The sequence below is a fragment of the Amycolatopsis sp. AA4 genome, from assembly GCF_002796545.1.
In the GTDB taxonomy this organism is placed as follows: domain Bacteria; phylum Actinomycetota; class Actinomycetes; order Mycobacteriales; family Pseudonocardiaceae; genus Amycolatopsis.
Map to the genome: position 1 here is coordinate 1646518 of NZ_CP024894.1, position 26305 is coordinate 1672822.

At 69.7% G+C, this 26305-nt stretch carries 30 protein-coding genes; 17 read left to right on the plus strand and 13 right to left on the minus strand.

The features are described from left to right. Positions 1–2: 2 nt before the first annotated feature. The 4 genes from pucL to CU254_RS07845 all read right to left on the minus strand — a co-directional run bounded on the left by pucL (position 3) and on the right by CU254_RS07845 (position 2263). Positions 3–893, minus strand: coding sequence for a factor-independent urate hydroxylase (gene pucL / locus CU254_RS07830; protein ID WP_009074393.1), 891 nt, complete (start codon positions 891–893; stop codon positions 3–5). Position 894: 1 nt separating this feature from the next. Continuing rightward, on the minus strand, positions 895–1212 hold the full coding sequence (gene uraH / locus CU254_RS07835; RefSeq protein WP_037712918.1) for a hydroxyisourate hydrolase: 318 nt from the start codon (positions 1210–1212) through the stop codon (positions 895–897). Then, a complete protein-coding gene (gene uraD / locus CU254_RS07840) occupies positions 1209–1694 on the minus strand; it encodes a 2-oxo-4-hydroxy-4-carboxy-5-ureidoimidazoline decarboxylase (protein ID WP_009074396.1) in 486 nt (161 codons plus the stop codon). The genes uraH and uraD overlap by 4 nt, the downstream gene beginning before the upstream one ends. A 92-nt stretch (positions 1695–1786) precedes the next feature. Further along, positions 1787–2263, minus strand: a complete 477-nt coding sequence (locus CU254_RS07845; protein WP_037712920.1) for a helix-turn-helix domain-containing protein — start codon at positions 2261–2263, stop codon at positions 1787–1789. Positions 2264–2371: 108 nt separating this feature from the next. Between CU254_RS07845 and allB the strand changes: the two genes are divergently transcribed. Both allB and alc read left to right on the plus strand, forming a co-directional pair. Next, the gene (allB, locus tag CU254_RS07850; RefSeq protein ID WP_037712924.1) at positions 2372–3700 is read left to right on the plus strand and encodes an allantoinase AllB; all 1329 of its coding nucleotides are present in this window, start codon (positions 2372–2374) and stop codon (positions 3698–3700) included. Between the two features lie 4 nt (positions 3701–3704). After that, positions 3705–4724 (plus strand): allantoicase, encoded by a 1020-nt coding sequence (alc, locus tag CU254_RS07855; protein WP_037712925.1) that lies wholly within the window; start codon positions 3705–3707, stop codon positions 4722–4724. Between the two features lie 77 nt (positions 4725–4801). Here alc and CU254_RS07860 read toward each other — a convergent pair whose 3' ends face one another. The 3 genes from CU254_RS07860 to CU254_RS43595 all read right to left on the minus strand — a co-directional run bounded on the left by CU254_RS07860 (position 4802) and on the right by CU254_RS43595 (position 7230). Then, positions 4802–6586 carry a WXG100 family type VII secretion target gene (locus tag CU254_RS07860; RefSeq protein WP_050788128.1) on the minus strand — a complete coding sequence of 595 codons (1785 nt, stop codon included), beginning with the start codon at positions 6584–6586 and terminating at the stop codon, positions 4802–4804. After that, positions 6583–6915: a type VII secretion target gene (locus CU254_RS07865; RefSeq protein WP_050788129.1), complete on the minus strand. Its 333-nt coding sequence runs from the start codon at positions 6913–6915 to the stop codon at positions 6583–6585. Before CU254_RS07865 ends, CU254_RS07860 begins: the two co-directional genes overlap by 4 nt. 138 nt (positions 6916–7053) lie before the next feature. Further along, positions 7054–7230, minus strand: coding sequence for a hypothetical protein (locus CU254_RS43595; RefSeq protein WP_162836019.1), 177 nt, complete (start codon positions 7228–7230; stop codon positions 7054–7056). A gap of 69 nt (positions 7231–7299) precedes the next feature. On the opposite strand from CU254_RS43595, the gene CU254_RS07870 reads away from it, so the two are divergent. The 3 genes from CU254_RS07870 to CU254_RS07880 are packed head-to-tail and all read left to right on the plus strand — an operon-like array spanning position 7300 to position 8610. After that, complete coding sequence (locus tag CU254_RS07870) at positions 7300–7464, plus strand: ribbon-helix-helix protein, CopG family (RefSeq protein WP_009074407.1); 165 nt, start codon at positions 7300–7302, stop codon at positions 7462–7464. A gap of 1 nt (position 7465) precedes the next feature. Further along, positions 7466–7792, plus strand: a complete 327-nt coding sequence (locus CU254_RS07875; RefSeq protein ID WP_009074409.1) for a glyoxalase/bleomycin resistance/extradiol dioxygenase family protein — start codon at positions 7466–7468, stop codon at positions 7790–7792. Then, a complete protein-coding gene (locus CU254_RS07880; protein ID WP_199841118.1) occupies positions 7789–8610 on the plus strand; it encodes a class I SAM-dependent methyltransferase in 822 nt (273 codons plus the stop codon). Before CU254_RS07875 ends, CU254_RS07880 begins: the two co-directional genes overlap by 4 nt. Here the strand turns inward: CU254_RS07880 and CU254_RS07885 are convergent. The 4 genes from CU254_RS07885 to CU254_RS07905 form a co-directional block, all read right to left on the minus strand. After that, a complete protein-coding gene (locus CU254_RS07885) occupies positions 8603–9106 on the minus strand; it encodes a DUF6228 family protein (protein ID WP_158688001.1) in 504 nt (167 codons plus the stop codon). The genes CU254_RS07880 and CU254_RS07885 overlap by 8 nt on opposite strands. A gap of 19 nt (positions 9107–9125) precedes the next feature. Beyond that, the gene (locus CU254_RS07890) at positions 9126–9602 is read right to left on the minus strand and encodes a CoA-binding protein (protein ID WP_037712926.1); all 477 of its coding nucleotides are present in this window, start codon (positions 9600–9602) and stop codon (positions 9126–9128) included. Continuing rightward, positions 9599–11116: an aminotransferase class I/II-fold pyridoxal phosphate-dependent enzyme gene (locus tag CU254_RS07895; protein ID WP_199785834.1), complete on the minus strand. Its 1518-nt coding sequence runs from the start codon at positions 11114–11116 to the stop codon at positions 9599–9601. Before CU254_RS07895 ends, CU254_RS07890 begins: the two co-directional genes overlap by 4 nt. Positions 11117–11252: 136 nt before the next feature. Continuing rightward, positions 11253–12086 carry a putative RNA methyltransferase gene (locus CU254_RS07905; RefSeq protein WP_009074427.1) on the minus strand — a complete coding sequence of 278 codons (834 nt, stop codon included), beginning with the start codon at positions 12084–12086 and terminating at the stop codon, positions 11253–11255. 174 nt (positions 12087–12260) lie between these two features. On the opposite strand from CU254_RS07905, the gene CU254_RS07910 reads away from it, so the two are divergent. The 4 genes from CU254_RS07910 to CU254_RS07930 all read left to right on the plus strand — a co-directional run bounded on the left by CU254_RS07910 (position 12261) and on the right by CU254_RS07930 (position 17223). Next, positions 12261–13628 (plus strand): ammonium transporter, encoded by a 1368-nt coding sequence (locus CU254_RS07910; RefSeq protein WP_050788131.1) that lies wholly within the window; start codon positions 12261–12263, stop codon positions 13626–13628. Further along, positions 13625–13963, plus strand: a complete 339-nt coding sequence (locus CU254_RS07915; protein WP_009074431.1) for a P-II family nitrogen regulator — start codon at positions 13625–13627, stop codon at positions 13961–13963. The genes CU254_RS07910 and CU254_RS07915 overlap by 4 nt, the downstream gene beginning before the upstream one ends. Before the next feature lie 3 nt (positions 13964–13966). Further along, on the plus strand, positions 13967–16276 hold the full coding sequence (locus CU254_RS07920; RefSeq protein ID WP_009074433.1) for a [protein-PII] uridylyltransferase: 2310 nt from the start codon (positions 13967–13969) through the stop codon (positions 16274–16276). Between the two features lie 569 nt (positions 16277–16845). After that, complete coding sequence (locus tag CU254_RS07930; RefSeq protein ID WP_037716763.1) at positions 16846–17223, plus strand: hypothetical protein; 378 nt, start codon at positions 16846–16848, stop codon at positions 17221–17223. Positions 17224–17421: 198 nt separating this feature from the next. Here CU254_RS07930 and CU254_RS07935 read toward each other — a convergent pair whose 3' ends face one another. Then, entirely contained in the window at positions 17422–17874 is a 453-nt protein-coding gene (locus CU254_RS07935; RefSeq protein WP_009074437.1) for a MarR family winged helix-turn-helix transcriptional regulator, read from the minus strand. Between the two features lie 9 nt (positions 17875–17883). Beyond that, positions 17884–19677 carry an ABC transporter ATP-binding protein gene (locus CU254_RS07940; RefSeq protein ID WP_037712929.1) on the minus strand — a complete coding sequence of 598 codons (1794 nt, stop codon included), beginning with the start codon at positions 19675–19677 and terminating at the stop codon, positions 17884–17886. Between the two features lie 209 nt (positions 19678–19886). Between CU254_RS07940 and ffh the strand changes: the two genes are divergently transcribed. From ffh to CU254_RS07980, 8 genes are all read left to right on the plus strand, one after another. After that, positions 19887–21425, plus strand: a complete 1539-nt coding sequence (ffh, locus tag CU254_RS07945) for a signal recognition particle protein (RefSeq protein WP_009074441.1) — start codon at positions 19887–19889, stop codon at positions 21423–21425. After that, positions 21422–22495, plus strand: a complete 1074-nt coding sequence (locus tag CU254_RS07950) for an amidohydrolase family protein (RefSeq protein ID WP_009074444.1) — start codon at positions 21422–21424, stop codon at positions 22493–22495. The genes ffh and CU254_RS07950 overlap by 4 nt, the downstream gene beginning before the upstream one ends. A 78-nt stretch (positions 22496–22573) precedes the next feature. After that, positions 22574–23296, plus strand: coding sequence for a CPBP family intramembrane glutamic endopeptidase (locus CU254_RS07955; protein WP_009074446.1), 723 nt, complete (start codon positions 22574–22576; stop codon positions 23294–23296). 88 nt (positions 23297–23384) lie between these two features. After that, a complete protein-coding gene (locus CU254_RS07960; RefSeq protein WP_037712931.1) occupies positions 23385–24176 on the plus strand; it encodes a CPBP family intramembrane glutamic endopeptidase in 792 nt (263 codons plus the stop codon). 189 nt (positions 24177–24365) lie between these two features. Further along, positions 24366–24809, plus strand: coding sequence for a 30S ribosomal protein S16 (rpsP, locus tag CU254_RS07965; protein WP_009074451.1), 444 nt, complete (start codon positions 24366–24368; stop codon positions 24807–24809). Beyond that, positions 24806–25045 carry an RNA-binding protein gene (locus CU254_RS07970; protein WP_003103110.1) on the plus strand — a complete coding sequence of 80 codons (240 nt, stop codon included), beginning with the start codon at positions 24806–24808 and terminating at the stop codon, positions 25043–25045. Before rpsP ends, CU254_RS07970 begins: the two co-directional genes overlap by 4 nt. A 25-nt stretch (positions 25046–25070) precedes the next feature. Then, entirely contained in the window at positions 25071–25586 is a 516-nt protein-coding gene (rimM, locus tag CU254_RS07975) for a ribosome maturation factor RimM (RefSeq protein WP_009074464.1), read from the plus strand. Positions 25587–25596: 10 nt separating this feature from the next. Further along, positions 25597–26304 carry a hypothetical protein gene (locus CU254_RS07980; RefSeq protein ID WP_037712937.1) on the plus strand — a complete coding sequence of 236 codons (708 nt, stop codon included), beginning with the start codon at positions 25597–25599 and terminating at the stop codon, positions 26302–26304. The last annotated feature ends 1 nt before the right edge of the window (position 26305 follow it).

Below are 26305 nucleotides of genomic sequence, written 5' to 3' on the forward strand. Positions count from 1 at the left end.
GGCTAGAGCACGGCGTCGGTCCAGGCCGGGCCGGGCTCTTCGGCTTCGTCGCGGACGACCGTGCCCTCGATGAGGCCGTACGGTCGGTCGGCGGCGTAGAACACCTCGCCTGAGTTCTCGAGGCCGAAGGGGCTTAGATCGACGAGGAAATGGTGCTTGTTGGGCAAGGAGAACCGGATCTCGGCTACTTCCGGCCGGGCCCGCAGCACGGCTTCGCCCATCGCGTACAGGGTCTGCTGCAGCGAAAGGCTGTGCTTGGTGGCGAACGTTTCCAGCAGCGTCCGCCGGATCTCCCGATGGCTCTTGGCCCAGTCGATCCCGGTGAATCCCTCGTAGCGCCAGCGCGCGGTCACGGCGGTGGCGAGAATGCGGTCGTCGGTTTCGACGAGCGTGGTGTATTCGTCCTTCGGGTAGCCGTGGAATTCGGACCCGGTGGACTTGAGCACGGTCAGACCGTCCACACCGGACACCACCCAGGCGCGATCGGCGTGCACGGTGACGGTCGTGGTGCGGCGTTCGCCGCCGGAGCGGCTGAAGGAGTGGTCGTGCGGCGCACCGTCCACGGTGATGCGGTCCCATTCCTGCTCTTCGATGGAAATCCGCGCGCCGGTGATCTTTTCCTGGGTGCCGACGAAGTGCTGGCCGAGCCGCAGCGCGAAATCCTCGATCTCGCCGACGTCCTGCTGCTTGGCGAACGCGTACACCGTGTTCTTCTGTGTGTCGGTGGCCAGCACGGCGGAGTTGTCACCGGTCAGGTGCGTGGCCGACAGGTCGCCGCGCAGGGCCGAGGACACCGTGAGGTCGCGCAGGTGGTGCACGCCGCCGGTGCGCCGGACGGTGACGAGGCGGACCTCGGCCTTGCCGTACTGGTTGGGGCCCAACGAGATTCCCATGTCAGCTCCCGCGATAGGTGGAATAGGCGAACGGGCTCAGCAGCACCGGCACGTGGTGGTGCGACGTGCCGTCGACGATCCGGACAGCGATCGTGACGTCGGGGAAGAACGCCTCCGGGCCGAGGTAGCCGCCGGTGTCGAAGATCAGCCGGTAGACGCCGGGGTCGAGCGTCTCCGGGCCGAGGTCGCGGATGCGGCCGTCGTCGTCGGTCGCGCCCTCGGCGATCAGCGTGCCGTCCTGGCTCTCGAAGCGGACGGCGATCCCGGCGGCGGGCTTGCCAGCGGCGGTGTCGAGGACGTGGGTGGTTACCAGACTCATGCCGTTACCGCTTTCGCCAGGCGCAGTTGCGCGATCTTGGCCAGCTCCGCGCCGGCGACGTCGAGTTCGGTCTCCGGGTCGTTGCCGAGGCGGGACCGCAGGTTCGCGAGCAGTTCCTCGCCGCTGCGCCCGCTCGCGCACACCAGGAAGACGTGGCCGAACCGGGCCTCGTACTCGGCGTTGGCGGCGGCGAATTCGTCCGCGTTGTCCACTCCGGACTGTTCCGAACGCGACCAGTCGGCGTCGCTGCCCTTGCTGGTCGGGCGTTCCCCGATCCGCGGGTGCGCGGCGATCGCGTCGCGGATCTCGTTGCGGCGCAACGGGGTCGCGCTGTCCGCGGCCTTGCTCAGCGCGGCGAAATCGGCGTACGGGCGACCTTCGAGCACCGTGTCGACCCAGCGCGGCACGGCCAGGCAGGCGGTGAGCGTGGGCCGGAGTTCGGCGGCGGGTGCGGAGTTGAACTCGGCGAGTGCGAGCGGCAACGGAATCTCCTCCGGGGAGGTGGTGTTCCGCTGACCGTACGGCCGGGTCGAGCGTGCGTCAACACTTTGTTGAATCGCAACCCGCGACGGGTTCAGTCGGCTTCCCGGTTGAGGTAGTTGTAGACCGTGAACCGCGTGACGCCCAGTTCCTCGGCGACGGCCGAAACCGATTTCCGCAGGTTGAAGGCCCCTCGCTCGCGCAGCAGGCGCACCGCGCGCTGCTTTTCCGGGCGGTCGAGATCGCGGAGTTTCGAGCCGAGTTCGCGTTCCACGTCGGCGATCAATCGCGACAGCGCGCTGTTGAGTTCGACCGCCGGAACGGCGTCGGAATCGTCGGTCCGGCGCAGTTGCAGCGTCACCCGGGTAGCCCCGCCTTCGAGGGCGGCGCGGGCGATCGAGGGCAACGCGGCGAACAGCTCGTCGGCGGTCCCGCGGGCCAGCGTGCCGAGCGGGCCGAAGTCGGTGTCGAGCCCGGCCGCGTCGGCGGCGTCGCGGGCGCGGACGGCGTGCTCCGGCGGCGCGCCCTCGCCGCGGAACGGCTCGCTGGTGAACTCGGCTTCCAACTCCACCCGGTGACCGTAACGTGGGAGGGACGGCGTTGACGAGCCGGGAAGAACGTGTCTAATCTCGGTGAGCGAAAGAGTCTTTCCGTAACGTGGAACTGGAGGAGGCCGTCGATGGACCTCGTGGTGCGGGCCGCGCGCGCGGTGACCCCCGCCGGTCTCGGGCCGGCGACGATCGGCGTGCGGGACGGCCGGATTGTCGCTCTGGAACCCGGCGTTGTCGAGATGCCGGGGGCGCGGGTCGTCGAGCTGGCCGGGGACGAGGTGCTGCTGCCCGGTCTCGTGGACACGCACGTGCACGTCAACGACCCCGGGCGCGCCGAGTGGGAGGGCTTCGAGACCGCCACGCGCGCGGCCGCCGCCGGCGGCGTCACGACGATCGTGGACATGCCGCTCAACAGCCTGCCGCCGACGGTCGACGTGGCCGCGCTGGAGGTCAAACGCAAGGCCGCGAGCGGCCGCGTGCACGTCGACGTCGGGTTCTGGGGCGGCGCGATTCCGGGCAACGAAGGCGATTTGCGCGGACTGCACGACGAGGGCGTCTTCGGCTTCAAATGCTTCCTGCTGCACTCCGGCGTCGACGAGTTCCCGCCGCTGGACGCGGCCGGTCTGGAATCCGCGCTGCGCGAGCTGAAGTCGTTCGACGCGCAGATGATCGTGCACGCGGAGGATTCGGACGCGATCGACGCGGCTCCCGACCCGCACGGCGAGAAGTACCACGATTTCCTCGGTTCCCGTCCGCGCGGCGCGGAAAACCTGGCGATCACGCACGTGATCGAAGCGGCGCGGCGCACCGGTGCTCGCGCGCACATCCTGCATCTGTCCTCTTCGGACGCTTTGCCGCTGATCGCCAGCGCGCGCAACGAAGGCGTCGCGTTGACGGTGGAAACCTGTCCGCACTACCTGTCCTTTGTCGCGGAGGAAATTCGCGACGGCGCAACGCAATTCAAGTGCTGCCCGCCGATTCGCGAGGCGGCGAACCGGGAATTGCTGTGGCAGGGTCTGGCGGACGGCGTGATCGACACGATCGTCAGCGACCATTCGCCGTGCACGCCGGAGCTGAAACGCTTTGACACCGGCGATTTCGGGCTTGCCTGGGGCGGAATTTCCAGCCTGCAGCTCGGTCTGCCCGCGATCTGGACCCAGGCCCGGCAGCGCGGCTTCAGCCTGGTCGACGTGGTGCGGTGGATGGCCGAGCGGCCGGCCGCGCAGGTGGGGATGACGCGGAAGGGCAAGCTGGAAGTGGGCGCCGACGCCGACTTCTGCGTCTTCGCGCCGGACGAGGCCTTCGTCGTGGACGTCGCGAAACTTGCGCACCGCAACCCGGTGAGCGCGTACGACCAGCGTCCGCTGGCCGGCGTCGTGCGCGGCACCTGGCTGCGCGGCGAGCCGGTGACCGGCGACGCGCCCCAGGGGACTCTGCTGACCCGGGGCAATTGCTGAAGAGATGGAGGAGCACGTGTCCGACCGTCCGGAGTGGACTGCCCAGCCCGATCTGGCCTCGCGCCTGTTCGGGGGCACCGTGATGTGGGCGAGCGACGAACTGTTCGCCGAAAAGGAAAACCTGGTCAACCCGTGGCGGCCGGCGCACCGCGCCGAAACGTTCGGCCCCAAGGGCCAGGTGTACGACGGCTGGGAGACCCGGCGGCACCGCGAACCCGGCGACGACCACGCCCTGGTCCGCCTCGGCCTCGGCGGCGTGGTCTCCGGCGTGGTGGTGGACACGGCGTTCTTCAAGGGCAACTACCCGCCGTTCGTGTCCGTGGCCGCGACGTCCGTGCCCGGCTACCCGAGCGCGGCCGAACTGCAGGACGCCGACTGGGACGTCCTGGTCGACCACGAACCGGCGGTCGGCGACTCGGAGAACTTCTACAAGGTGACGTCCCCGCGCCGCTACACCCACGTGCGCCTCACTCAGCACCCGGACGGCGGCGTCGCCCGGCTGCGCGTGCACGGTTCGCCGGTGCCGGACCCGTCGCTGCTCGACCCGCGCTCGCTCGACTTGGCAGCGCTGGAAAACGGCGCCGTGGTTACCGGCTGCAGCGACATGTTCTATTCGTCGCCGAACAACATGCTGTCGCCGGGCCTCGCCGCGCACCAGGCGGAGGGCTGGGAAACCGCCCGCCGCCGCGACGACGGCAACGACTGGGCCACGGTGCGCCTGGCCGGTGCGGGCTTGGTCCGGTTCGTGGAGCTGGACACCAGCAACCTCAAGGGAAACGCCCCCGGCTGGGCGTCGGTGAGCGGCCGTCTCGACGAGGGCGAGTGGGTGGAACTGTTGCCGCGCACCAGGTTGCAGCCCGACACCCGGCACCGCTTCGCGCTGGCGGACGACGGCCCCGAGGTAACCGAAATCCGCCTCGACATCTACCCCGACGGCGGCCTCGCCCGGCTGCGGCTGTTCGGCGAGCTGAGCAAACGCGGCCGGGAAGCCCTGACCGCGCGGTTCGCGGAGACCTCCGACTGAGTCCCGCCGCTCTCGGCTGAGCAACGTCCGCGAGGGCCGCCCTGAACTCCTCAGGGCGGCCCTCCCGGCTTTGGGGGCTACTCCGTGCCCGCGGGGTCGGGGTGCTCCTGGCGCCACTGTTCGTCCGAGTTCTTCCAGGCTTCCTCGGCCTGCATGTGGATGTCGGTGATCGCCTTGTCGAAGTTGATCGAGTCCTTGCCCATCCACCCGACGAAGTTCTTGCTGCTCTTGGCGTCGGCCAGGCCCTTGAGGAAGGGGTACACGTCCGGGTGCGTCTTGAAGTACTCGTCAGGGCCTTTGACGATGTCCTTCCAGACGTTCTTCCCGCCGGTGTACTTCTGGACCTGGGGGAGATTGCACATGTTCTCCAGCCAGTCCTCGTGCTTCTTCATCCAGCGGAAGTCGTAGGGCTTGAACGGCGACTGCGGTCCGGACGAGGTGTTCCCGCCGCCCCCTCCTGACCCGCCGCCCTCGCCGTTCTCGTGGTTGCCGCCGCCCGGGTTGTCCTCGTGGTTGGCGTTGTTGCCGCCGGGTGCGTCTTCGTGGTTCGGGTTGTTGCCGGGCGGGTCTTCGTGGTGGTTGTTGCCGCCGGGTGCGTCTTCGTGGTTCGGGTTGTTGCCGGGCGGGTCTTCGTGATGATTGTTCCCGCCGGGGGTGTCCTCGTGGTGGTTCCCGCCCGGAGTGTCCTCGTGGGGAGTGTTGCCGCCGGGTGAGTTCTCGTGGTGGTTGCCTCCGCCGCCCGGGGCGTCCTCGTGGGGAGTGTTCCCGCCCGGGGTGTCGTGCGGACGGTTGGGCGGCGGGTTGAAGTGCTGGTCCGCGGCCAGCCATGTGTCGAACGGATCGTCCTCGTGCGGGGTGTTGTTGCCAGGCGGGTCTTCGTGGTGGTTGTTCCCGCCGGGGGTGTCGTCGTGCGGATTGTTGCCGCCAGGGTTGTCTTCGTGGTGGTTGTTCCCGCCGGGAGCGTCCTCGTGCGGAGTGTTGTTCCCGCCGTGCCCGCCCTGCCCTCCCTGGCCGCCGCCCTCGCCGCCGTGGTTCCCGCCGTGGTTTCCGCCGAGGTCGGTCATCTCGTGGCCGCCCCCGCCGCCGTGCGAGCCGCCGCCCCGGCCGGGCTTGACCTTTTCCGCCAGTTGCGCCAGGCGGCTCGCGGTGCGCCCGCCGAGGCCGACGATCCGGGCGATCTTCGAGGCGATCGTCAGCGCCAGCGAGATCCCGGACCGGATCACGTTCCCCACCCCGACGACGATCGACGCGCCGAACGTGAAGGCCGCCATCGCGAGCGCGATCAGCATGGTCGCGATGACGTCGCCGAGGAACGTCGTGATCAGGTCGCGGATCAGCGAGCGCACCACGGAGACCAGGGCCATCGTCGTCTCGACGACATAGCCCGCGACGTCGACCGCCTGTCCGGCGCTGTCGATCTGGCCGCGGCGGTCGCTGATGTTCTTCTTGAACGCCTCGGCGCCGTCGCCCTGCCAGTCGGTGACCGTCTTCTGCAGCGTCGTGTCGAGGTCCTTCGCCGCGTTGCGCAGGTTCTGGGCCGTCTTGTGCAGTTCCTCGGCCATCTTCTTGATCGCCGCGGGGTCGCCGGCGAGCTTGTCGAGGCCCTCTTTGAGGAACGAGATGTGTTCGATCAGCCAACCGAGCCCGGCCGCGATCAGTTTGCCGAACGGGTCGAGGACGAACGCCGCGGTGTCCGCGATCGCGCCGACGATCGACACGCCGAGTTCGACGCCCACCGCGGCCGCGTCCGCGCCGTGCAGGTGCTGGATCTCCTGGATCGACGAGACGACGCTGTGCCAGCTGTCCGCGACGCCCGCGCCGGTGGTGCTGTTCGAATCGGTGATGGGAACGACGGCGCTCATTTCACCTGCTCCGGCTTGAACTTGTCGAACGCCGTCGCGAGGTCCTGGTCGCCCTTGCGGTACTGCTCGCTGGCCTGGCGCGTCTTGTCCGCGCTGTCGGTCACGTCCTTCGCGACGCCGTGCAGATTGTCGGAGACGGCCTTCAGCGCGATCCGCGCGGGAATGGCGAGCACCTGCGCGAGCACGACGCCGAACGCGTCGATGTCCCCGCCGTTGGCGTCGTCCACCGCCTTCGCGGACTCGTCCACGGCGGGCACGGTCGTCTTGTCGAGGTACTCGCTGAATTTGTGCAGCTCGTCCGGATGGACGGTGAAGCCGTTCCCTGCCACCAACACTCCTTCGCCTGCCGCGATCGGGCCGCGCCGAGTAGAGCAGCGGCGGCTGAACCGGAGGCGACGTCCGTGCGGACGAAGGCTGAACGGGACGATCTTCCTGCCCGCGTGTCCAGGCGGGACTGCCCGGACGGCTCAGCCGCGCGCGCTGGGGCGGTTCAGGTAGGCGGAGAACGAGGACAGCAGGGCCGCGACGCCGACGATCGCGGTGACCCACCACGGGCCGCCGGTCACCAGGTTGAACACGAACGCGGCAGCCATCAGGACGGCGGCGACGATGTTCCTGATCTGCAGCCCGGAGGGTTTCGCCATGCCTCCACCTTCTCATGAGGGCTGGCGGCGGTCCTTGTGCGCTGTTGGCTAGATTGCTAGCATCCTAGAATGGCCGGTGAAGAGGTCAAACAGTTCAACGTCTACCTGCCGGTCGAGCTGATCAAGCAGGTGAAGTACCGGGCGATCGAGACCGAGCAGTCGCTGTCCGCGCTGGTCACCGCGGCCTTGCGGGCTTATCTCGGCACCCCGCCGGAACAACGAGAGGACGGCTGACATGAGCGACGGCATCACGATGCTCTTCGTGGAGACGCACAACTGGGGCAAGACCGCGAAATTCCTGCAGCGCGTGGGTTTCAGCCTCGATTTCGAGACCGACCACAACTCGGGCCAGCTGTCGAACGGCGACGGCGCGCCGGTGTTCGTCGCCGAGGTCCCCGAAAGCCAGGAGCCGCGCATGGGCGTGGTGGTGGCGGTGCCGGACGAGTCGGTGGACGCGGAACTCGACGTCGTCACCCCGTTCGAGGACACCCACTACGGCACGCGCGAGATGACCGTGCGGGACCCGGACGGCCGCACCTGGATTCTGCGGGCCCCGAAGTGAGGGAGCCGGACCACACGGCGGTGCGCGTGGCGCTGTGGCGCGCGCTGCACGTGCTCGCCGATCCGCCGCCGCACGCACTGGCCGACGAGATCGGTCTCCGGCTGGCCGATCCCGGCCCGGACTGGCGGTCCCGGCCGGACATGGACCTGGAGTTCACCCGCCGGTTCCGGACGGGAATCGCGCTGCGCAGCCGGTTCGTCGAGGATCTGGTGCGCGAACGCGGGGTCTCGCAGTACGTCCTGCTCGGCGCCGGGCTGGACACGTTCGCGCAGCGGGAGCCGGAGCTGGGCGTGCGGGTGTTCGAGATCGACCGGCCGGGCACGCAGGAGTGGAAGCGCGCGCGACTGGCCGAACTCGGGCTGCCCGCCCCGTACCGGTTCGTGCCGGTCGACTTCGAATCCGGCGAACAGTGGCCGGAACGCTTGTCCGCCAACGGTTTCGACGTCACGAAGCCCGCGGTGGCGGCCTCGACGGGCGTCAGCATGTACCTGACCCGCGAGGCGAACGCCGCGACGTTGCGCGCGCTCGCCGGCTTCGCGCCGGGCACCGTGGTGGCGATGACGTTCCAGATGCCGGAGGAGTACCTGGACGAACCCGACCGCGCGGCCCGGGCAGCGGCGATGAAGGGCGCGGAGGCGGCCGGGACGCCGTTCGTGAGCTTCTTCGCGCCGGACGAGATGCTGGATTTCGCGCGGGAGTGCGGGTTTCAGGACGTCCGGCACGTCAGCGCGGCTGAACTGACCAAGCGGTATCTGGGGGATCGCTCGGACGGGCTGGAGACGGCGGGGGAGGAGTTCCTGGTGGCGACGGTCAGCTGACCTCGCTTTCGACCGGAAACCCTTCGGCGGTAAGGAAAGCGTCGAGCTGGGCAGTCAGGTCGTCCTTCTCCGCGCCAGCCTCGATCGTGGTCGTGGCGGCAATCTCCCACTCGCCGTGGACGGAGTGCCGCCACGGCCGGAGAGTCCAGACGAGCTTGACGCGGCCGCCGGAGCAGTAGGTCGCGGAGACGCTCAGGTCGCGGTCGGCGTTGACCCAGCGGCGTTCGCCTTCCCAGCCGCGGAAGTCGAGCCCGCCGAGGAACCGGGCGAGGCCGCGTCCGGTGACGTAGTTGGTGACGTGCTCCAGCCGGGCGTCGAGCCCGGGCGCCTGGACCCGGACGGCGAAGAACAACCGCCGGTCCAGGTGGTGATCGGCGGCGTGCCGTTCGCCGAATCGCACCGCGACCCGGTCGCCGCGGAACACGACTTCGAGATCGTCCAGGCAGGTCATCTCGGTTCCGGACGGCAGCCAGCCGTGCGGGCAGTTCGGGTTCACTTCGCCCACCGTAGCCTGCTCAGGGCGCGGTTTGCCGCCGCGAACTGATCACCCCGGTGTTGAACCCCGCGAGATGCAATCCGCCCGCGAACCGCGCGTGCTCGATCTTCACGCAGCGGTTCATCACGACATCCAGCCCGGCCTCGCGAGCGCGGTCCGCCACCGGTTCGTGCCACAACCCGAGCTGGAGCCACAACGTCCGCGCGCCCGCCTCGATGACCTCCTCGGCCACCGCGGGGAGGTCGTCGTGCTTGCGGAACACGCTTACCAGGTCCAGTTCGCCCGGCACGTCCGCCAGCGACGGATACACCGGGTGCCCCAGCAACGTGTCGAGCCGCGGGTTCACGAAGTTGACCTCGTACCGCGTCGAGGACAGCAGGTAGGTCGCCACGAAGTAGCTCGGCCGCGCCGGATTCGCCGACGCGCCCACGACCGTCACCGATTTCGTGCGCCCGAGAAGACGCCGCCGCTCGACCGCCCCGACGTCGTAACTCACGCGTTCACCGCCTTGTCGAGGGCCTGGTCGAGGTCCCACAGCAGGTCTTCGACGTCCTCCAGCCCGACCGACAGCCGGATCAGGTCCGCGCCGACGCCCGCCGCGGCGAGCTGGTCCTCGGACAGCTGCGCGTGCGTCGTCGAGGCGGGATGGATCACCAGCGTCCGCGCGTCGCCGACGTTTGCCAAGTGCGACAACAGTTCCACCGACTCCACGAACTTCTCGCCCGCCGCGCGTCCGCCCTTCACCCCGAACGAAAACACCGCGCCCGGCCCCTGCGGCAGATACCGCGCGGCCCGTTCGTGATCCGGATGATCCGGCAACCCCGCGTAGGACACCCACGCGACCCGCGGGTCCGCGTTCAGGTACTCCGCGATCGCCCGCGCGTTGACGACGTGCGCGTCCATCCGCTGCGGCAGCGTTTCCACGCCCTGCAGCAGCAGAAACGCCGAATGCGGCGACAGCACCGCGCCGATGTCGCGCAACTGCTCCGCGCGCAGCCGCGTGCAGAACGCGTACTCGCCGAAGTTCTCCCAGTACTTGAGCCCGCCGTAACTGTCGACGGTTTCGGTCATCCGGGGGAAGTTTCCGTTGCCCCAGTTGAAAGTCCCGGCTTCGACGACGACCCCGCCGAGCGTCGTGCCGTGTCCGCCGAGGAATTTCGTGGCCGAGTGCAGGACGATGTCCGCGCCGTGCTCGATCGGGCGGCAGAGGTACGGCGTGGCGAGCGTCGCGTCGACCACGAGCGGGATGTCGTGCGAGTGCGCGAGATCAGCCAGCCCGGCGAGGTCCGCGATCGCGCCGCTCGGGTTGCCGATCACCTCGGTGTAGATCAGCTTCGTGCGGTCGGTCACCGCTTTGGCGTAGTCCTCGGTGTCGCCGTGCACGAACGTGGTCTCGACGCCGAACCGCGCGAGCGTCCCGGTGAGCTGCGTGACTGTCCCGCCGTACAGCCCGGCAGCCGACACGATGTGGTCGCCGGCCTCCGCGAGCGCCGAGAACGTGAGGAACTCCGCCGCCTGCCCGCTGGCGGTCGCGACCCCGCCGATGGCCCCTTCGAGACTCGCGAGCCGCTCCTCGAACGCGGCGACGGTCGGGTTGCCGATCCGGCTGTAGACGTTCCCGTACTTCTGCAGCGCGAACAGATTGGCCGCGTCGGCCGCGTCCTCGAACACGAAGCTGGTCGTCTGGTATATCGGCACCGCACGAGCCCCGGTCGTGGGGTCGGGAGTGCCGCCGGCGTGCAGGGCGCGGGTGCGGAAGCCCCAGGTACGTTCGCTCATCGGACGCCACGCTAGCCCAGCGCCGGGGGAGGCGGCTATTCCTCCCGGAGAGTGATCGGGCGGGTTCGCCAGACCACCGCGAGCGCCGGATCCCCGGCGGGCGAGGGCGTCGAGCAGTCGCGGGCCGAGCCCGTGGCCTTGGTGCTCCGGGTCCAGGTAGAGCTTGTAGACGACGTGGTCCGGCCCGTGCTGCCCGACGCCGACGATGCGCCCGCCGGTTTCGGCGACCACAACTCGACTGTCGCTTCGTTCCACCACTGGCGGACTGGCGCTGGGCAGCCGCTTCACCGATCAGCGGGGCGTAGTGCGGTGTGACGTGCGTTTCGCCGAACTGGCAGATCGCCTCGACGTCGCTCGGCTGCTCTCCTCACCGCACGTCGTCGCGCTTCCGCCACACACTCACCGAAACCGCCAGCGTCACGTCCCGTCCCTCCGCAGCCTCCAGCCGCTCCCGCCGTCCGTCCCGGTCCAGATGGAACCCCGCGGGCCCCATTGCGACCACGTCCCGCACCTGTGCCGCGCTGAACTCCTGAGTCCGGACCACCTCCACCCCGGACTCCCGCACAAACAGCCCGCCCAGCGCGGCCTCTAACCGTTCTTCCTTCCGCGAGTCCACCGCGAGCACCAGGTCGCCCAGTTCCGCGAGATGGCCCGGCAGCGGCGACGCCACCACCAGTTTCCCGCCCGGCGCGAGCACCCGGTGGAACTCCGGGGCGTTCCGCGGCGAGAACACGTCCAACACCACCGAAGCCACCCCGTCGCCCACCGGCCACGGTTCCCACAGGTTCCACACCGCCGCACCCAGCCGCGCATGCGCCCGCGCGGCCCGCCGCAACGCGATCGCCGAGACGTCCAGCGCGAGCCCGACGGCGTCGGGCGCGTTGTCCAGTACCCGCGAGAGGTAATAGCCCGGCCCAGCCCCGGCGTCGATGATCAAGCCAGGAGCAGAACCCGCCTTCGCGACGGCGTCGGCCAGTGGCGCGTACGCACCAGAGGACAAGAACGCCGCCCGCGCGTCCACCATCGGCGCGGTGTCGGCCGTCCCCGCCGGGATGCGCGCGTGCAGGAGATTGACGTAACCCTGCCGGGCCAGATCGAACGCATGCCGCCGCTCGCAGCGCAGCGTCCGGCCGGTCAGCGAGACCGGCTCCGCGCACACCGAACAACGCAGTGCATCAATCACCCGATCAGGCAAAGACATGACGCTATTCGACCACGAGGTTGCCGGACCGGACATTTCGCCCCGGGTTCCCGGAAACGTCCCCGTAACAACCACCGCACCGGAGTTCACGCGAGGGAAACGTGAACCGAAGCCTGGCGAAACACCGGCGGCCAACACTTCCTCTGCAGTTGCCCACGGCACGGGAGGACGATTGTGCTGAACGCCGGAGACACCGCCTGGGTGCTGATCAGCGCCGCGCTGGTCATGCTCATGACCCCGGGCCTCGCGTTCTTCTACGGCGGCATGGTCCGCGCGAAGAGCGTTTTGAACATGTTGATGATGAACTTCATCGCGCTCGCGATAGTCGGGGTGCTGTGGGTCCTCTTCGGGTTCTCGCTGTCCTTCGGCGACGACGCTTTCGGCGGCCTGGTCGGGAACTTCGACTACGCCGGCCTGTCGGACGCGTTCGGCAAACTCGTCGGCCTCGCCAGCGCCGGCCCGCCCGCCGTTCCGTGGCCGGGCCCGGACGCGTTGCCGCTGCTCGCGTTCTGCATGTTCCAGCTGATGTTCGCGATCATCACCCCGGCGCTCATTTCCGGAGCGATCGCGGATCGCGCGAAGTTCTGGGGCTGGACGCTTTTCGTGGCGATCTGGGTGATTGTCGTGTATTTCCCGGTCGCGCACTGGGTGTTCTCGTTCGACGGATTCACCGGCAAGGATTCGGTGGGCGGCTGGATCGCCAACCAGCTCAAGGCGCTCGACTTCGCGGGCGGCACGGCGGTGCATATCAACGCGGGCGCCGCGGGTCTCGCGCTGGCGCTGGTGCTCGGCAAGCGCAAGGGCTGGCCGAAGGACACCGGCCGTCCGCACAACGTCCCGTTCGTCCTGCTCGGCGCGTCGCTGCTGTGGTTCGGCTGGTACGGCTTCAACGCCGGGTCCGCGCTGGGCGCGAACGACCTCGCGGGCGTCGCGTTCACCAACACCACCGTCGCGACCGCGGCCGCGGTGCTCGGCTGGCTGCTCGTGGAACAGCTGAAGTTCGGCAAGCCCACCACGCTCGGCGCGGCATCCGGCGCGGTGGCCGGGCTGGTCGCGATCACCCCCGCCTGCGGTTTCGTGAGCCCGCTCGGTTCGATCGCGATCGGCGTGATCGCCGGGGTGCTGTGCGCGCTGGCCATCTCGCTGAAGTTCCGCTTCGGCTTCGACGACTCCCTCGACGTCGTCGGCGTGCACCTCGTCGGCGGTCTCGTCGGCACCGTGCTGATCGGCCTCTTCGCCACCAAGAGCGTCAACTCGGCCGGCGCGGACGGCCTGTTCTACGGCGGCGGTTTCAAGCAGCTGGGCATCCAGGTGGTTGCCGCGCTGGCGGTATTGGGCTACTCGTTCGTCATGACGTTGATCATCGGCTTCGCGATCAAGAAGGCCGGCGGGTTCCGCGTCAGCACCGAACACGAGGTCGGCGGCATCGACGAGGGCCAGCACGCGGAGAGCGCCTACGACTTCACCGGCATGGGCGGCCTCGGCCACTCGGCGACGTTCCCGGTCAAGCCCGTCACGAAACTCGAGGAGACCAAGGCATGAAGCTCATCACCGCGATCGTCAAGCCGTTCACGCTCGACGACGTCCGCTCCTCGCTGGAGCAGCTGGGCGTGCTCGGGATGACGGTGAGCGAGGTCCAGGGCTACGGCAGGCAGAAGGGCCACACCGAGGTCTACCGGGGGGCCGAGTACTCGGTGGATTTCGTGGCCAAGCTGAAGATCGAGGTCGTGGTGGACGACGTCGTGGTCGAGAAGGTCCTCGACGCCGTCACCAGCGCCGCGCACACCGGGAAGATCGGCGACGGAAAGGTCTGGGTGACGCCGGTGGAGACGGTGATCCGGGTCCGCACCGGCGAACGCGGCACGGACGCGCTGTAGCCGATGACAGACGGGGGAGAACTCGCCCGAGCCACTGCGCTGCTGCTCGAAGGACGGCACGGAGCGCCCGCACTGCGGACGTCCCTGGTCGATCTGTACGAGTTCTGGCTCGGGAAGGGAGCGACGGCGGCCGGCGTCGACACCGCGGACCCAGGTGTCGCGCTGGTCGCCGTAGGGGGGTTGGGACGGCGTGAGCTGGTGCCGTACTCCGATCTCGACTTGGTCTTGCTGCACAACCGAAACAGCAAGATCGGGAAGATCGCCGACGCGCTGTGGTACCCGCTGTGGGACGCGCGGGTCGGCCTCGACCATTCGGTCCGCACGCCCGGCGAGGCGCTGAAAGTCGCCGCGGAAGACCTGCGCACCGCGCTCGGTCTCCTCGACGCCCGGCACCTGGCCGGCGACCCGGCCCTCACCGAACGCCTCGCGTCCGCGGCCCGCGACCAATGGCGGCGCACGGCCCGCAAACGCCTGCCGGAGCTGGCCGAATCCGTCCACACCCGATGGCGGCGCAGCGGCGAGATCGCCCAATCCGCCGAGCCGGACCTCAAACACGGTCGAGGAGGCCTTCGCGATTTCGCCGTCCTGGAGGCCCTCGCCGCCGGACAGCTCACCGCACGACCGGGCGAAGAGCTGTTGGCCGCCAAGCAACTCCTGCTGGACGTCCGGACCGAACTGCGCCGCGAAGCCCGTCGTGAACGAGACATCCTCAACGCCGCGGACGCCGACGTCGTAGCGCACGAGCTGGAACTGGGCGACCGATTCGCCTTGGCCCGCAAGCTTTCCGGCGCAGGCCGCACCATCGCGTACGCCGTCGATGTCGCCCTTCGGTCCACAGTGGAGCAACCCCGTCCACTCTTCGGCCGACGCCCAGTGCGACGCCCGTTGGCCGAAGGCGTCGTGCTGCACGGCGACGAGGTCGCACTAGCCCGAGACGCCCTCCCGGCCCGCGACCCCGCGCTCCTGCTTCGCGCCGCAGCCGCCTCCGCCCGTACCAGAAAGCCCATCTCGCCAGGCACTCTGCGCACTCTCGCCGAATCCGCCCCCGAACTGCGCGAACCCTGGCCAGACGACGCCCGCAACGCCCTCGTCGAGTTGCTGGGCGCAGGGGAGGGCCTCGTCGACGCGGTAGAAGCCCTCGACCGCACCGGCCTGTGGGCCAGGCTGTTCCCGGAATGGGGCGCGGTACGCGACCTGCCACCGCGGTCGCCAGTACACCAGTGGACCGTCGACCGGCACCTCGTCCAAGCGTGTGTCGAAGCAGCGAAACTGACCACCACCGTGTCGCGTCCGGACCTGCTGCTGATCGGCGCACTGCTGCACGACATCGGCAAGGGCCGCGAAGCCGACCACTCCGAACTGGGCGCGAAGATCTCCGCCTCGGTAGCGCAACGCCTGGGCCTGCCGCCCGCGGACGTCGCGACGGTCTCCGCCATGGTCCGCCACCACCTGCTGCTCCCGCACACCGCGACCAGACGCGACATCGGCGACCCCGCGACCATCTCGCGCGTGGTGAAAACCCTGGACCGCGACGTAGTCCTCCTGGAACTCCTGCACGCCCTCACCCGCGCCGATTCGCTGGCGACCGGCCCCGGCGTCTGGACCGACTGGAAGGACCGCCTGCTGGCCGAACTGGTCAGCGGCTGCGAGGAAGCCGTGCACGGCAAGGGTTTCACGCCCCCCGAGCCACTGGACGACGACCAACGCGAATTGGTCGCCGAAGCCGCCCGCACCGGCCTCGGCCAAATCCGGATCTCCGCACACGGCAAGGTCGTCACGGTACTGCTGGCGGTTCCCGCAGACCGCGAGCTGCTGGCCCCCGCAGCCGGAGTACTGGCACTGAATTCCCTGGAGGTCCACTCCGCAGTCCTGCGCGAACACTCCGGCCGCGGCCGAGCAGGCGTATTCACCGCGTCACCGAAGTTCGGCTCGCTCCCGGACCCTGCCTTGCTGCGCGAACAGTTCGCCCGCGCAGTCGCCGGAACGATGCCGCTCACCCAACGTTTGGCCGCGAAGGAGCGAGATTACGCCACCTCGTCGCCCGCCGTGGTCAAGCCAGTAGTCCGCTGGTTCGACGACGAAACAAGCGGCCCGGACGCCGTCGTGCTGGAACTGCGCGCCGCCGACCGGATCGGCCTGCTCTTCCGCGTAGCGAGCGCCCTGCGCCGCGCGGAAGCCGACGTCCACTGGGCAAAAGCCGCGACCCTGGGCGCCGCCGTAGTGGACTCCTTCGCGCTCTCGCCAAGGTCCGGCCACGTCACCCCGCAATGGCGAACCACCATCACAGACGCAGTCCTGGCCGCACTCTCCTGACCCCCACACCGGCCGAGGTCCGTGAGGGTTCCCCTCACGGACTCTGAGTCCCTCAGGGTTCCCCTCACGACCCACGCCCCGCGCCTCCCCCGCCCCGCCGCCGGGGATGCGCCCCAATGTGGCATTGGGTGCGTCCCACGCACCGAACGCCACATTGGGTGCATCACATGCACCCAATGCCACATTGGGGCGCTCCCCGCGACCCGCCCGCCGCCCCGCTCAAAGCAACCACGCACCAAAGCCGCGCAAAAACCGCCGCCGCTGCACCCAAATATCGGGGCACCCAGCCCTCCCCCAACCCCGATACAAAGCCGCCCTGCGGTTCGGGGGTGCTTGTCAAGGCATCTTTCCCGCCTTGACAAGCACCCCCGAACCGTCAGCACAATCAACCTTCGGGGTGCCCCACGCAACCACCCAATAGCAATGTCGCCCCCAGGGCGACGAGCCGAACCCCCACCACACCCGCCCCCATTCCGCCATCCGGGCTCACCCATCCGGGGTGTCGACAGCGCCGACCCCCTTCCCGATGGCAGGATGGCAAGTCCGAGCAAGGGGGCGAGGTGAACGCGATGCGAGGTCAGGAGAACCTCCCCGAACTCTCCCTGCCCCCCACCGTGATCGCCGGACACCTGAGAACCTGCGCCGAAGAACTCTCCGCCCTCCTCCGAGGCGACGGCTCCGCGGCCACCCTCAGCGAACTCTCCGAGGTAGTCACCCAACTGGTAGCCGGACAGCACGCCCTCTCCCACGCCCTGGCGGGTCTCGCCGGCCGGATGGACGTCCGCAACCCAGCACTGGCCACCGTCTCGCCGTCCGAAGTAGAAGTCCTCACCGAAGTCCTCCAAGCGGCCGCCTGCGCGGTCAGCTGCTCCGCCGAGGAACTCTCCGACGCCGAACCGCTCTTCGAGTTCACGAGCGACTCCGCGGGACCCGACACCCGCGTTTGAGTAGTTCTACTCAGTCCCGATTGAGGGACTTCACGCTGCCGCGCGCCCGCGCCCGGACGGCAGACTTCTCCCCAACGCCGGGTGGTCGAGGGGGAACCGCTCCGCGTGCCTGCGGCGGAAGGCCTCCTGGGGAGGTGAGCTCTTCCGCCACGGTTCCGGGGACGGCCGTGGGGAGCGGCCGCCCCGGAACTCCCAGGTTCAGGAATCCGCGATCCGCGTCAGCAGCCCGGCCGCGAGCCGCAGCAGCTCCTGTTCGGTGGGGCTGAGCGTCCGTTCGAGGGCCGCGGCCAGCCAGGTCTCCCGCGCGACCGAGTACTCGCGCAGTTCCCGCAGCCCGGTCGGGGTGAGATCGATCAGCGACCGCCGCCCATCCGCCGGATCCGGGGTGCGCGTGATCCATTCGCGTTCGGCCAGCGAGGCCAGGATCCGTGTGAGCGACTGCGGATGGATCCGCTCGGCCTCGGCCAGTTCGCTCGGCGTGTGCGTGCCGCCCCGGTACAGCCGCGACAGCACCGCGAGCACGGCCGGTCCCGGAGCGGGCGAGCCCGCCTCGGAACGCATCCGCCAGTTCAACCGTCCGACGCCCTCGCGCACCGTCCGAGCCAGCGCCGCCAGCTCCTCGGCCCGGTGCCCGCCGGGTTCAGTCTCCATGCCGCCACATTAGGCGGTTTCTCCCCGCACCAGCGCGGCGTACCGGCCGTTCAGGGCGAGCAGTTCCGCATGCGTTCCCCGCTCGACGATCCTTCCCGCGTCCAGCACCGCGATCTGGTCCGCGTGCTCCACAGTGGACAGCCGGTGCGCGATCGCGATCGTCGTGCGGCCCGCGGCGAGCCGGTCCAGTTCCGCCTGCACCGCGCGTTCCGTGCGGTTGTCCAGCGAACTCGTCGCCTCGTCCAGGATCAGCACCGGCGGATTGCGCAGCAGGATCCGCGCGATCGCCATCCGCTGCTTCTCGCCGCCGGAGAACCGATAGCCGCGTTCCCCGACCACCGTGTCGTATCCCTCCGGCAGCGCGGCCAGCGTGTCGTGGATGTGCGCGGCCTTCGCGGCGTTCTCCAGCTCCTCGTCGGTGGCGTCCGGTTTCGCGAACCGCAGGTTCTCCCGCACCGACGCGTGGAACAGGTACGTCTCCTGCGAGACCAGCCCGACCCCGGCGGCCAGCGACGCGAGCGTGACGTCCCGGACGTCCGTCCCGTCCACGCACACCTTTCCCTCGGTCACCTCGTACAACCGCGCGACCAGGTAGGCGAGCGTCGTCTTCCCGGAACCCGTGGACCCGACCAGCGCCGTCGTCGTCCCGGCAGGCACGTCGAGATCGATATCGCGCAACGTCCACGGGCCCTCGTCGGCGTAGCGGAACGACACCCCGCGCATCGAAACCGCCCCGCCGCGGAGAACCAGCTCACGCGCGCCCGGCCGGTCGTCGATCTCCACCGGCAGGTCGAGCACCTCGAAGATCCGCCCGAACAACGCCTTCGCCGACGCGACGTTCTGGCCCACCGTCTGCATCGCCGTCGCCGGAGCGAGCAGCCGGTTCAACATGCTGGTGAACGCGACGACGGTGCCCAGCGAGATCGGCGCCGCCCCGCCGGCGAGTTCCAGCCCGGCCGCCCAGTAGACCAGCGCGGGAATGATCGTCAGGCTCATCGACCGCGCCGCGCGCTGCCACCGTCCGGCCAGCGCGGCACTGCGCTCCAGCGCCGCGACCTCGCGCGATTCCTCGGCGAACCGGTCGCGCATCAGCTTCGCGTTGCCCATCGTCTTGGCCAGCAGCACGCCGGTGACCGACAGCGATTCCTCGACGATCGTGGTCAGCCGCGCCATCCGCTGGGTCCGGCCGCGCGCGAGCTTCCGCTGCTTGCCGCCGAGGCGCAGGGTGAAGAGCAGGAACAACGGCACGACGACCAGCGACAACAGCGCCAGCTGCCAGTCCATGACCAGGATCGCCACCGCGATCGCGAGCGCCGTGGTGCCGTTCTGCACGATCGACGCCGCGGTCCCGGTCACGACGTTGTCCACGCCGCCGATGTCGTTGAACACCCGCGACAGCACCTCGCCGGTCTTGGTCCGGGTGTAAAAGCCCAGCGACATCCGCTGCAGATGGCTGTACACCGCGACCCGCAGCTCGTTCATCACGCGCTGGCCGATGGTGTTGGACAGCCCGGTGGTGCGCACGCTCAGCGCCCCGGACCCGAGCGCCGCCGCGATCATCCCCGCCGCCAGCAGGCTGACCAGCAGGGCGTCGCGGTGTGGCAGCGCGTGGTCCAGCATCTCGCGCAGCAGGAACGGCGAGGTGACGCCCAGCCCGGCCTGCACCACCAGCAGCGCGCACAGCCCGGCCAGCCCCCGCCGGTGCGGCCGGAAGAGGCCCGCGATGCGGCGGAACGGGACCTGTTCTTCCTCGTCCCCTGCCGGTTCGGCGAGCGTCGGACGCCGGACAGTAGCTGATGTCATACGCCTATGTTTACTTAATTGCCGCGGCCGGTCGACAGGTTTTCGCTCAGCTGGCCAGTTGTCGTTCAGACAATTAGTAATCGAGTGCGTAGTACCCTTCCCGTACCCGTGAAGGCCGGGTGGCCGGGGCGGCTACCCTCGGAAGATGCCGGGGGTGCCGAGCACCGCCCGGCACGCGAACTTTCGACCCAGCTGGAGCGTGCACCCCCGTGTTCGACACCCTCTCCGATCGGCTCACCTCGGCCCTGCAGTCGCTCTCGCGCAAGGGCCGGCTGTCCGACGCCGACATCGACGCCACCGCGCGCGAGATCCGCATCGCGCTGCTGGAAGCGGACGTCGCGCTCCCAGTGGTCAAGGCGTTCATCGCGAAGATCAAGGACCGGGCGAAGGGCGCCGAGGTCTCCCAGGCGCTGAACCCGGCGCAGCAGGTCGTCAAGATCGTCAACGAGGAGCTCGTCGGCATCCTCGGCGGCGAGACGCGGCGGCTCAACCTGGCGAAGAACCCGCCGTCGGTGATCATGCTCGCCGGTCTCCAGGGCGCGGGCAAGACGACGCTGGCGGGCAAGCTGGCGATGTGGCTGAAGAAGCAGGGCCACGCGCCGATGCTGGTCGCCTGCGACCTCCAGCGGCCGAACGCGGTCAACCAGCTGCAGATCGTCGGCGAGCGCGCGGGCGTCACCACCTTCGCGCCGGAGCCGGGCAACGGCGTCGGCGACCCGGTCGACGTCGCCCGCCGCGCGATCGAAGAGGCCAAGCACGCGCAGTACGACATCGTCGTGGTCGACACCGCGGGCCGCCTGGGTGTCGACGAAGAGCTAATGAAGCAGGCCGCGGACATTCGTGAGGCCGTGCAGCCGGACGAAGTCCTGTTCGTGGTCGACGCGATGATCGGTCAGGACGCGGTCACCACGGCCGAGGCGTTCCGCGACGGCGTCGGCTTCACCGGCGTGGTGCTCACGAAGCTCGACGGCGACGCCCGCGGTGGCGCCGCGCTGTCCGTGCGCGAGGTCACCGGCCAGCCGATCCTCTTCGCGTCCAACGGCGAAAAGCTCGAGGACTTCGACACGTTCCACCCGGACCGGATGGCCTCGCGCATCCTGGGCATGGGCGACGTGCTGACCCTGATCGAGCAGGCCGAACAGCACTTCGACCAGGAGCAGGCCGAACAGGCCGCGCAGAAGCTCACCAGCGGGCAGCTCACGCTGGAGGACTTCCTCGAGCAGATGCTCGCCGTGCGCAAGATGGGCCCGATCGGCAACCTGCTCGGCATGCTGCCCGGCGCGGGCCAGATGAAAGACCAGCTCGCCGCGGTCGACGACAAGCAGCTGGACCGGCTCCAGGCGATCATCCGCGGCATGACGCCCGCCGAGCGCGCCGACCCGAAGATCATCAACGGCTCGCGCCGGCTGCGCATCGCGAACGGCTCCGGCGTGACCGTCCGCGAGGTCAACGACCTGGTCAACCGCTTCTTCGAGGCGCGCAAGATGATGGCGCAGATGGCCGGCCGGTTCGGCTTCGGCGGAGGCGGCGGGAGCAAGAACCGCAAGGGCAAGAAGGGGAAGAAGGGCAAGAAGGGCCCCACGCAGCCGAGGATGCGCGGCGGGCTGCCCGGCGGCATGCCGATGCTGCCCCCCGGCGGCGGGATGCCCGGCGGGATGCCGGACCTGTCCCAGCTCGGCGGCATGAACGACGTGCCCGGCTTCGACCCGTCCAAGTTCAAGCTGCCGAAGGACCCGAAGAACAATTGAGCCCGCTGCACCTGTCCGGCACCGTCCTGCCCGACGGCGAACCGCGTGACCTCTGGATCCAGGACGGAAAGCTGTCCTTCGAGCCGATTTCCGGCGCGGAGACGCTGTCGACCGGCGGATTCGTGGTCCCGGGACTCGTCGACGCGCACTGCCACCCGGGTCTCGGCCCGAGCGGCGGGCTGACGGTGGAGGAGGCGGCGGACCAGGCCGCGACCGACCGCGACGCGGGCACGCTGCTGATCCGCGACTGCGGCCTGCCGCTCGACGTCCGGCCGCTGCAATCGCGCGCCGACCTGCCCACGATCATCCGCTGCGGACGCCATCTGGCGCTGCCGAAGCGGTACCTCCCCGGGTTCGCGATCGAACTGGACGATCCGGCGCTGCTGCCCGAGGCGGTCGCCGAACAGGCCCGCGACGGCGACGGCTGGGTCAAGCTCGTCGGCGACTGGATCGACCGCGGCCAAGGCGACCTCGCCCCGCTGTGGCCGGACGACGTGCTGGCCGAAGCCATCCGCGTCGCCCACGGTCTCGGCGCGCGCGTCACCGCGCACGTGTTCGGCGAAGCTGCGTTGCCGGGCTTGATCGACGCGGGCATCGACTGCCTCGAACACGGCACCGCGTTGTCGCCGGACCAACTCGCCGAACTCGCGCGCCGCGACGTCGCGTTGGTGCCCACGCTCATCAACATCGAGAACTTCCCGGGCATCGCGGACAAGGCAGGCAAGTACCCCACGTACGCGGCTCACATGCGCGCGCTGCACGCCGGTGTGGCTGACATGGTCTCTTCGGCGGTCGAAGCGGGCGTACGCGTCTTCGCAGGCACGGACGCGGGCGGCATGGTCGCGCACGGCCGTATCGCCGACGAGATCGAAGCACTCCACCGCGCGGGCATGTCGCGTACGCAGGCCCTCGCGAGCGCCTCCTGGGAAGCTCGCGAATGGCTGGGCCACCCCGGCATCGAACACGGTGCCCCGGCGGACCTGATCGTTTACGCGGACGACCCGCGCACCGACCTCGCCGCCCTGCACCACCCGACTCATATCGTCTTGGGCGGCACCGTCTTCCGCTGACCCTCGCGGACTCCCCGGCGGGCAGGAAACCGCGACCCCGCCTCGATGCGCCACACCACCGGCACATAGCGTGAACCCGTGGCCGAAGACGGTGGGGGAAAGCGAATTCTGGGCGCCCATTGGGCATTCGCCGCGTTCTTTTCCGGAGTAGCCGGCTACTACCTCGTCACCCTCCTCACCGCGTCCGCGTTCAACCGGCACGTCGGCGACGACGATCCGGTCGAGGCGTACGCGGGACCGTTGCTGCTCCTGGCGTTCCTGCCGAACCTGGTCCTCGGCCTCGGCCCGGCGATCGCTTCGCTGCGGTACGGCTCCGGCCTCGAACGCGACTTCGGGCTCCGCGTCCGGGGCCGCGACCTCCGCATCGGCCTCGCCTGCGGACTGCTCGCGCTCGTCGCCGGATTCGTGCTCAACGCCGCCGAAATCGCGGTCTTCGGCGGCGACGAAGTGTCCGACAGCCCGCTCACCGACCTGCCCGACGTGTCGGGCGACAGCCCGGTCTGGCTGATCGCGACCGCGCTCGCGCTGGTCGTCGCCGTCCCGCTCACCGAGGAACTGCTTCTGCGCGGGGCGCTGTGGAAGGCCCTGCTGCACTACCGGATCCCGCCGTGGGTCGTGCTCGTGCTCACGTCGCTGGTGTTCGCCCTCCTGCACGGCGAGACCACGCGCACGATCGCGCTGTTCGGCCAGGGTCTCGTCCTCGGGCTGGCGCGGCATTATTCCGGCCGGACCTCGGCGAGCGTCCTCGCGCACGCGGCCAACAACCTGCCGCCCGCCGTGCTTCTCTTCACCGGACATTGAGGGAAACCGGTGACCGTCCGAGTACTGTGCGAAACCATTCCGGCCGCTAGGCTCGACCAGTGAGCAGAGCGAGCACGGGGAGGCGGGCGTGACCACATCACAGCCCCGTGAACCGCTTTCTCGCGCGCTCTCCCCGGAGGACTTCGTGGCCGAACCGACCGCGTTCCCGCCACATCGCTGGGGATTCGGGGCGTTCCTGCTGGTCGAGGCGGTGCTGCTGGCGTCGGCCGCGTTCATCGGCGCGCTGTCCGGGCCGACCGCCGCGGGCAGGCCGCTGCCGATCGGCACGGTGCTGCTCGGCACGATGCTGCCCACCATGATCGCGGCCGGTGTCGCGGTGCTGGTCACCGTCCTGCGCGGCAACGGACCGAAGCTCGACCTGCGGCTCGAATGGCGCTGGGCGGACGTCTGGACCGGGCTCAAATTCGGCCTGCTCGGCCTCGTGCTCACGTCGCTGAGCGCCTACGTCTGGACCCAGCTGGTCGGCACGGCGGACGCGACGTCGGCGATCAGCGCGCTGGTCGACGACCGCAAGATGTCCGTGCCCGCCGCCGCGGTGATGTTCGGCTACCTCTGGCTGCTCGGGCCGATCTGCGAGGAGATCATCTACCGCGGCCTGCTCTGGGGCGCGGTCGAACGGCTGCAGTGGCGCAGCGAGCGCTGGGGCCGGGTCGCCGCGTTCCTGCTGTCCACCGCGGTCTTCGCGGCGAGCCACCTGGAACCGCTGCGCACCACGCTGCTGCTGGTGATCTCCATCCCGATCGGGCTGGCCCGGCTGTCCACCGGGAGGCTGGCGGGCAGCATCGTCGCGCACGCGGTCAACAACTTCCTGCCCGCGGTCGCGATCCTGCTCGGGGCGCTCGGCCTCGCGTCGTTCTGAGCGCCCGCCGGGCCTCGCTCGGGAGCCCCTGCGCAGGGACAACGACGGCATCTGGCAGAATGTTTGCTTGCCCGCTTCCGCCGGACCCTCTCGCCGTGTGGAAGCTCCTGACCTCCGGGCGCCGCAAGCCTGTCCCCACGGGTTCGGCGCGCGCCCTGCACCACACAGCACTGAGGAGTACCCACACCCGTGGCCGTCAAGATCAAGCTGCAGCGCCTCGGCAAGATCCGTGCGCCGTACTACCGCATCATCATCGCCGACGCGCGCACCCGCCGGGACGGCAAGGCCATCGAGACGATCGGCAAGTACCACCCGAAGGAAGAGCCGAGCTTCATCGAGGTCGACACCGAGCGGGCGCAGTACTGGCTGGGCGTCGGCGCGCAGCCGACCGAGCCGGTCCAGCGCATCCTCGAGATCACCGGCGACTGGCAGAAGTTCAAGGGCCTGCCGGGAGCCGAGGGCACCCTGAAGGTGGCCGAGCCGAAGCCGTCCAAGCAGGACCTGTTCAACGCGGCGCTGGCCGCGGCCGGCGAGGAGCCCTCCACCGAGGCCGTCACGCCGAAGAAGAAGTCGGCCCCGAAGAAGGCCGAGGCCGAGAAGGCAGAAGCCGCTGAGGGCGAGAAGTCCGAGTGAGCTTCCTCGCCGACTCCCTCGAGCACCTGGTGCGCGGGATCGTCGACAACCCGGACGAGGTCCGGGTCGAGCTGCTGACCACGCGTCGTGGCCGCACGCTCGAGGTGCACGTCCACCCCGACGATCTCGGCAAGGTGATCGGCCGGGGCGGGCGCACCGCGACCGCTCTGCGCACCGTGATGGGCGGCATCGGCGGCCGCGGCGTCCGCGTGGACGTCGTCGACACCGATCGCTGACCCGGATTCTCGGAAACGGTCAGGTATGGACGTCGTAGTCGGCCGTATCGCGAAGGCGCACGGCATCCGCGGCGAGCTCGCGGTCGACGTGCGCACGGATTCGCCGCAGGAGCGGTTCGCGATCGGTGCGGTCGTCACGACGAAGCTGCGCGACGGCAGCACGAGAGAACTCACCATCGCAGCCGCCCGCGAACACAGCGGGCGGCTGCTGGTGCGTTTCGAGGAAGTGCTCACGCGCGACGTCGCGGAAACCCTCCGCGGCGCCCTGCTGCTGGCGGACACCGATTCGCTGCCGCCCACCGGCGACCCGGACGAGTTCTACGACCACGAACTCGCCGGTCTCCGCGCCGAACTGACCGACGGGACGGTCGTCGGCAAGGTCGTCGAGGTCGTTCACTCGCCGGCCGGGGAACTGCTCGAACTCGATCACGACGGACGCTCCGTGTTGGTACCTTTCGTCCGCGCCATCGTCCCGGTGGTGGATGTCGCGGGGGGCCGGGTCGTGCTCGATCCGCCCGAAGGCCTCCTCGACGCTGACTGAGGGGGAGTTCGTGAAGTTCTGGACGAAGGCCGCCTTCGCGGCCGTGCTGGCCACCGCTTTCGCCGCGCCGCCCGCGCAGGCCGCTTCGCCGGTGTACGGCGACTTTTCGCTGATGTTCCAGCGCAGCGCCGGCCAGTACGCCCCGCCGGGGGAGAAGGCGTTCCAGTGGGCCTGGTCGCCGCAGTCGGCCACCGAATCGCAGATCACCTGGGGCGACCCGGTCACGTGGCCGCCCGCGACCGCCGAGCACTTCGTCCGCTCGGGCGACTGGGTCCTGATCGACGGCTGGGACGGCAACGGCACGTACTACACGGAACGGGTCACCGAAGAGTCCGTGTGCACCGGCGCCACCTGCACGCCGATCCCTTCTGACGGCGGACGCCAGCACTACGTGCGCTGGACGGTTCCGTCCACCGACTACCGGCTCGTCGCGCGCGGCACGATCACCGAGCAGAGCTCGGGCAAGGTCGTCCGCTTCGAACACCTGCAGACCTGGGGCGCGCCCGCTCCGTGCTCCAGCGCCCGTTTCGGGGCGCGCACCTGCGTCACGCAGACCGAAACCTGGTCGGACGACAACGGCCTGCCCGCCGGGTCGCCGATCCGCGAGACCCTGCACCGCAGCATCAAGATCGCGAAGGGGCTGGGCATGGCCTTCTCGATCGACCAGGACGTCCCGAGCCCGTGGCACGCCGAGGCCACCGAGTACTGGAACTGGTAAC

What these genes read in the sequence shown, in the direction of transcription:
- pucL (WP_009074393.1), bottom strand. Translation starts at nt 893, where the DNA reads ATGGGAATCTCGTTGGGCCCCAACCAGTACGGCAAGGCCGAGGTCCGC.
- uraH (WP_037712918.1), bottom strand. Translation starts at nt 1,212, where the DNA reads ATGAGTCTGGTAACCACCCACGTCCTCGACACCGCCGCTGGCAAGCCC.
- allB (WP_037712924.1), top strand. Translation starts at nt 2,372, where the DNA reads ATGGACCTCGTGGTGCGGGCCGCGCGCGCGGTGACCCCCGCCGGTCTC.
- alc (WP_037712925.1), top strand. Translation starts at nt 3,705, where the DNA reads ATGGAGGAGCACGTGTCCGACCGTCCGGAGTGGACTGCCCAGCCCGAT.
- CU254_RS07860 (WP_050788128.1), bottom strand. Translation starts at nt 6,586, where the DNA reads ATGAGCGCCGTCGTTCCCATCACCGATTCGAACAGCACCACCGGCGCG.
- CU254_RS43595 (WP_162836019.1), bottom strand. Translation starts at nt 7,230, where the DNA reads ATGGCGAAACCCTCCGGGCTGCAGATCAGGAACATCGTCGCCGCCGTC.
- CU254_RS07870 (WP_009074407.1), top strand. Translation starts at nt 7,300, where the DNA reads ATGGCCGGTGAAGAGGTCAAACAGTTCAACGTCTACCTGCCGGTCGAG.
- CU254_RS07875 (WP_009074409.1), top strand. Translation starts at nt 7,466, where the DNA reads ATGAGCGACGGCATCACGATGCTCTTCGTGGAGACGCACAACTGGGGC.
- CU254_RS07905 (WP_009074427.1), bottom strand. Translation starts at nt 12,086, where the DNA reads ATGTCTTTGCCTGATCGGGTGATTGATGCACTGCGTTGTTCGGTGTGC.
- CU254_RS07915 (WP_009074431.1), top strand. Translation starts at nt 13,625, where the DNA reads ATGAAGCTCATCACCGCGATCGTCAAGCCGTTCACGCTCGACGACGTC.
- CU254_RS07920 (WP_009074433.1), top strand. Translation starts at nt 13,967, where the DNA reads ATGACAGACGGGGGAGAACTCGCCCGAGCCACTGCGCTGCTGCTCGAA.
- CU254_RS07930 (WP_037716763.1), top strand. Translation starts at nt 16,846, where the DNA reads ATGCGAGGTCAGGAGAACCTCCCCGAACTCTCCCTGCCCCCCACCGTG.
- CU254_RS07935 (WP_009074437.1), bottom strand. Translation starts at nt 17,874, where the DNA reads ATGGAGACTGAACCCGGCGGGCACCGGGCCGAGGAGCTGGCGGCGCTG.
- CU254_RS07940 (WP_037712929.1), bottom strand. Translation starts at nt 19,677, where the DNA reads ATGACATCAGCTACTGTCCGGCGTCCGACGCTCGCCGAACCGGCAGGG.
- rimM (WP_009074464.1), top strand. Translation starts at nt 25,071, where the DNA reads ATGGACGTCGTAGTCGGCCGTATCGCGAAGGCGCACGGCATCCGCGGC.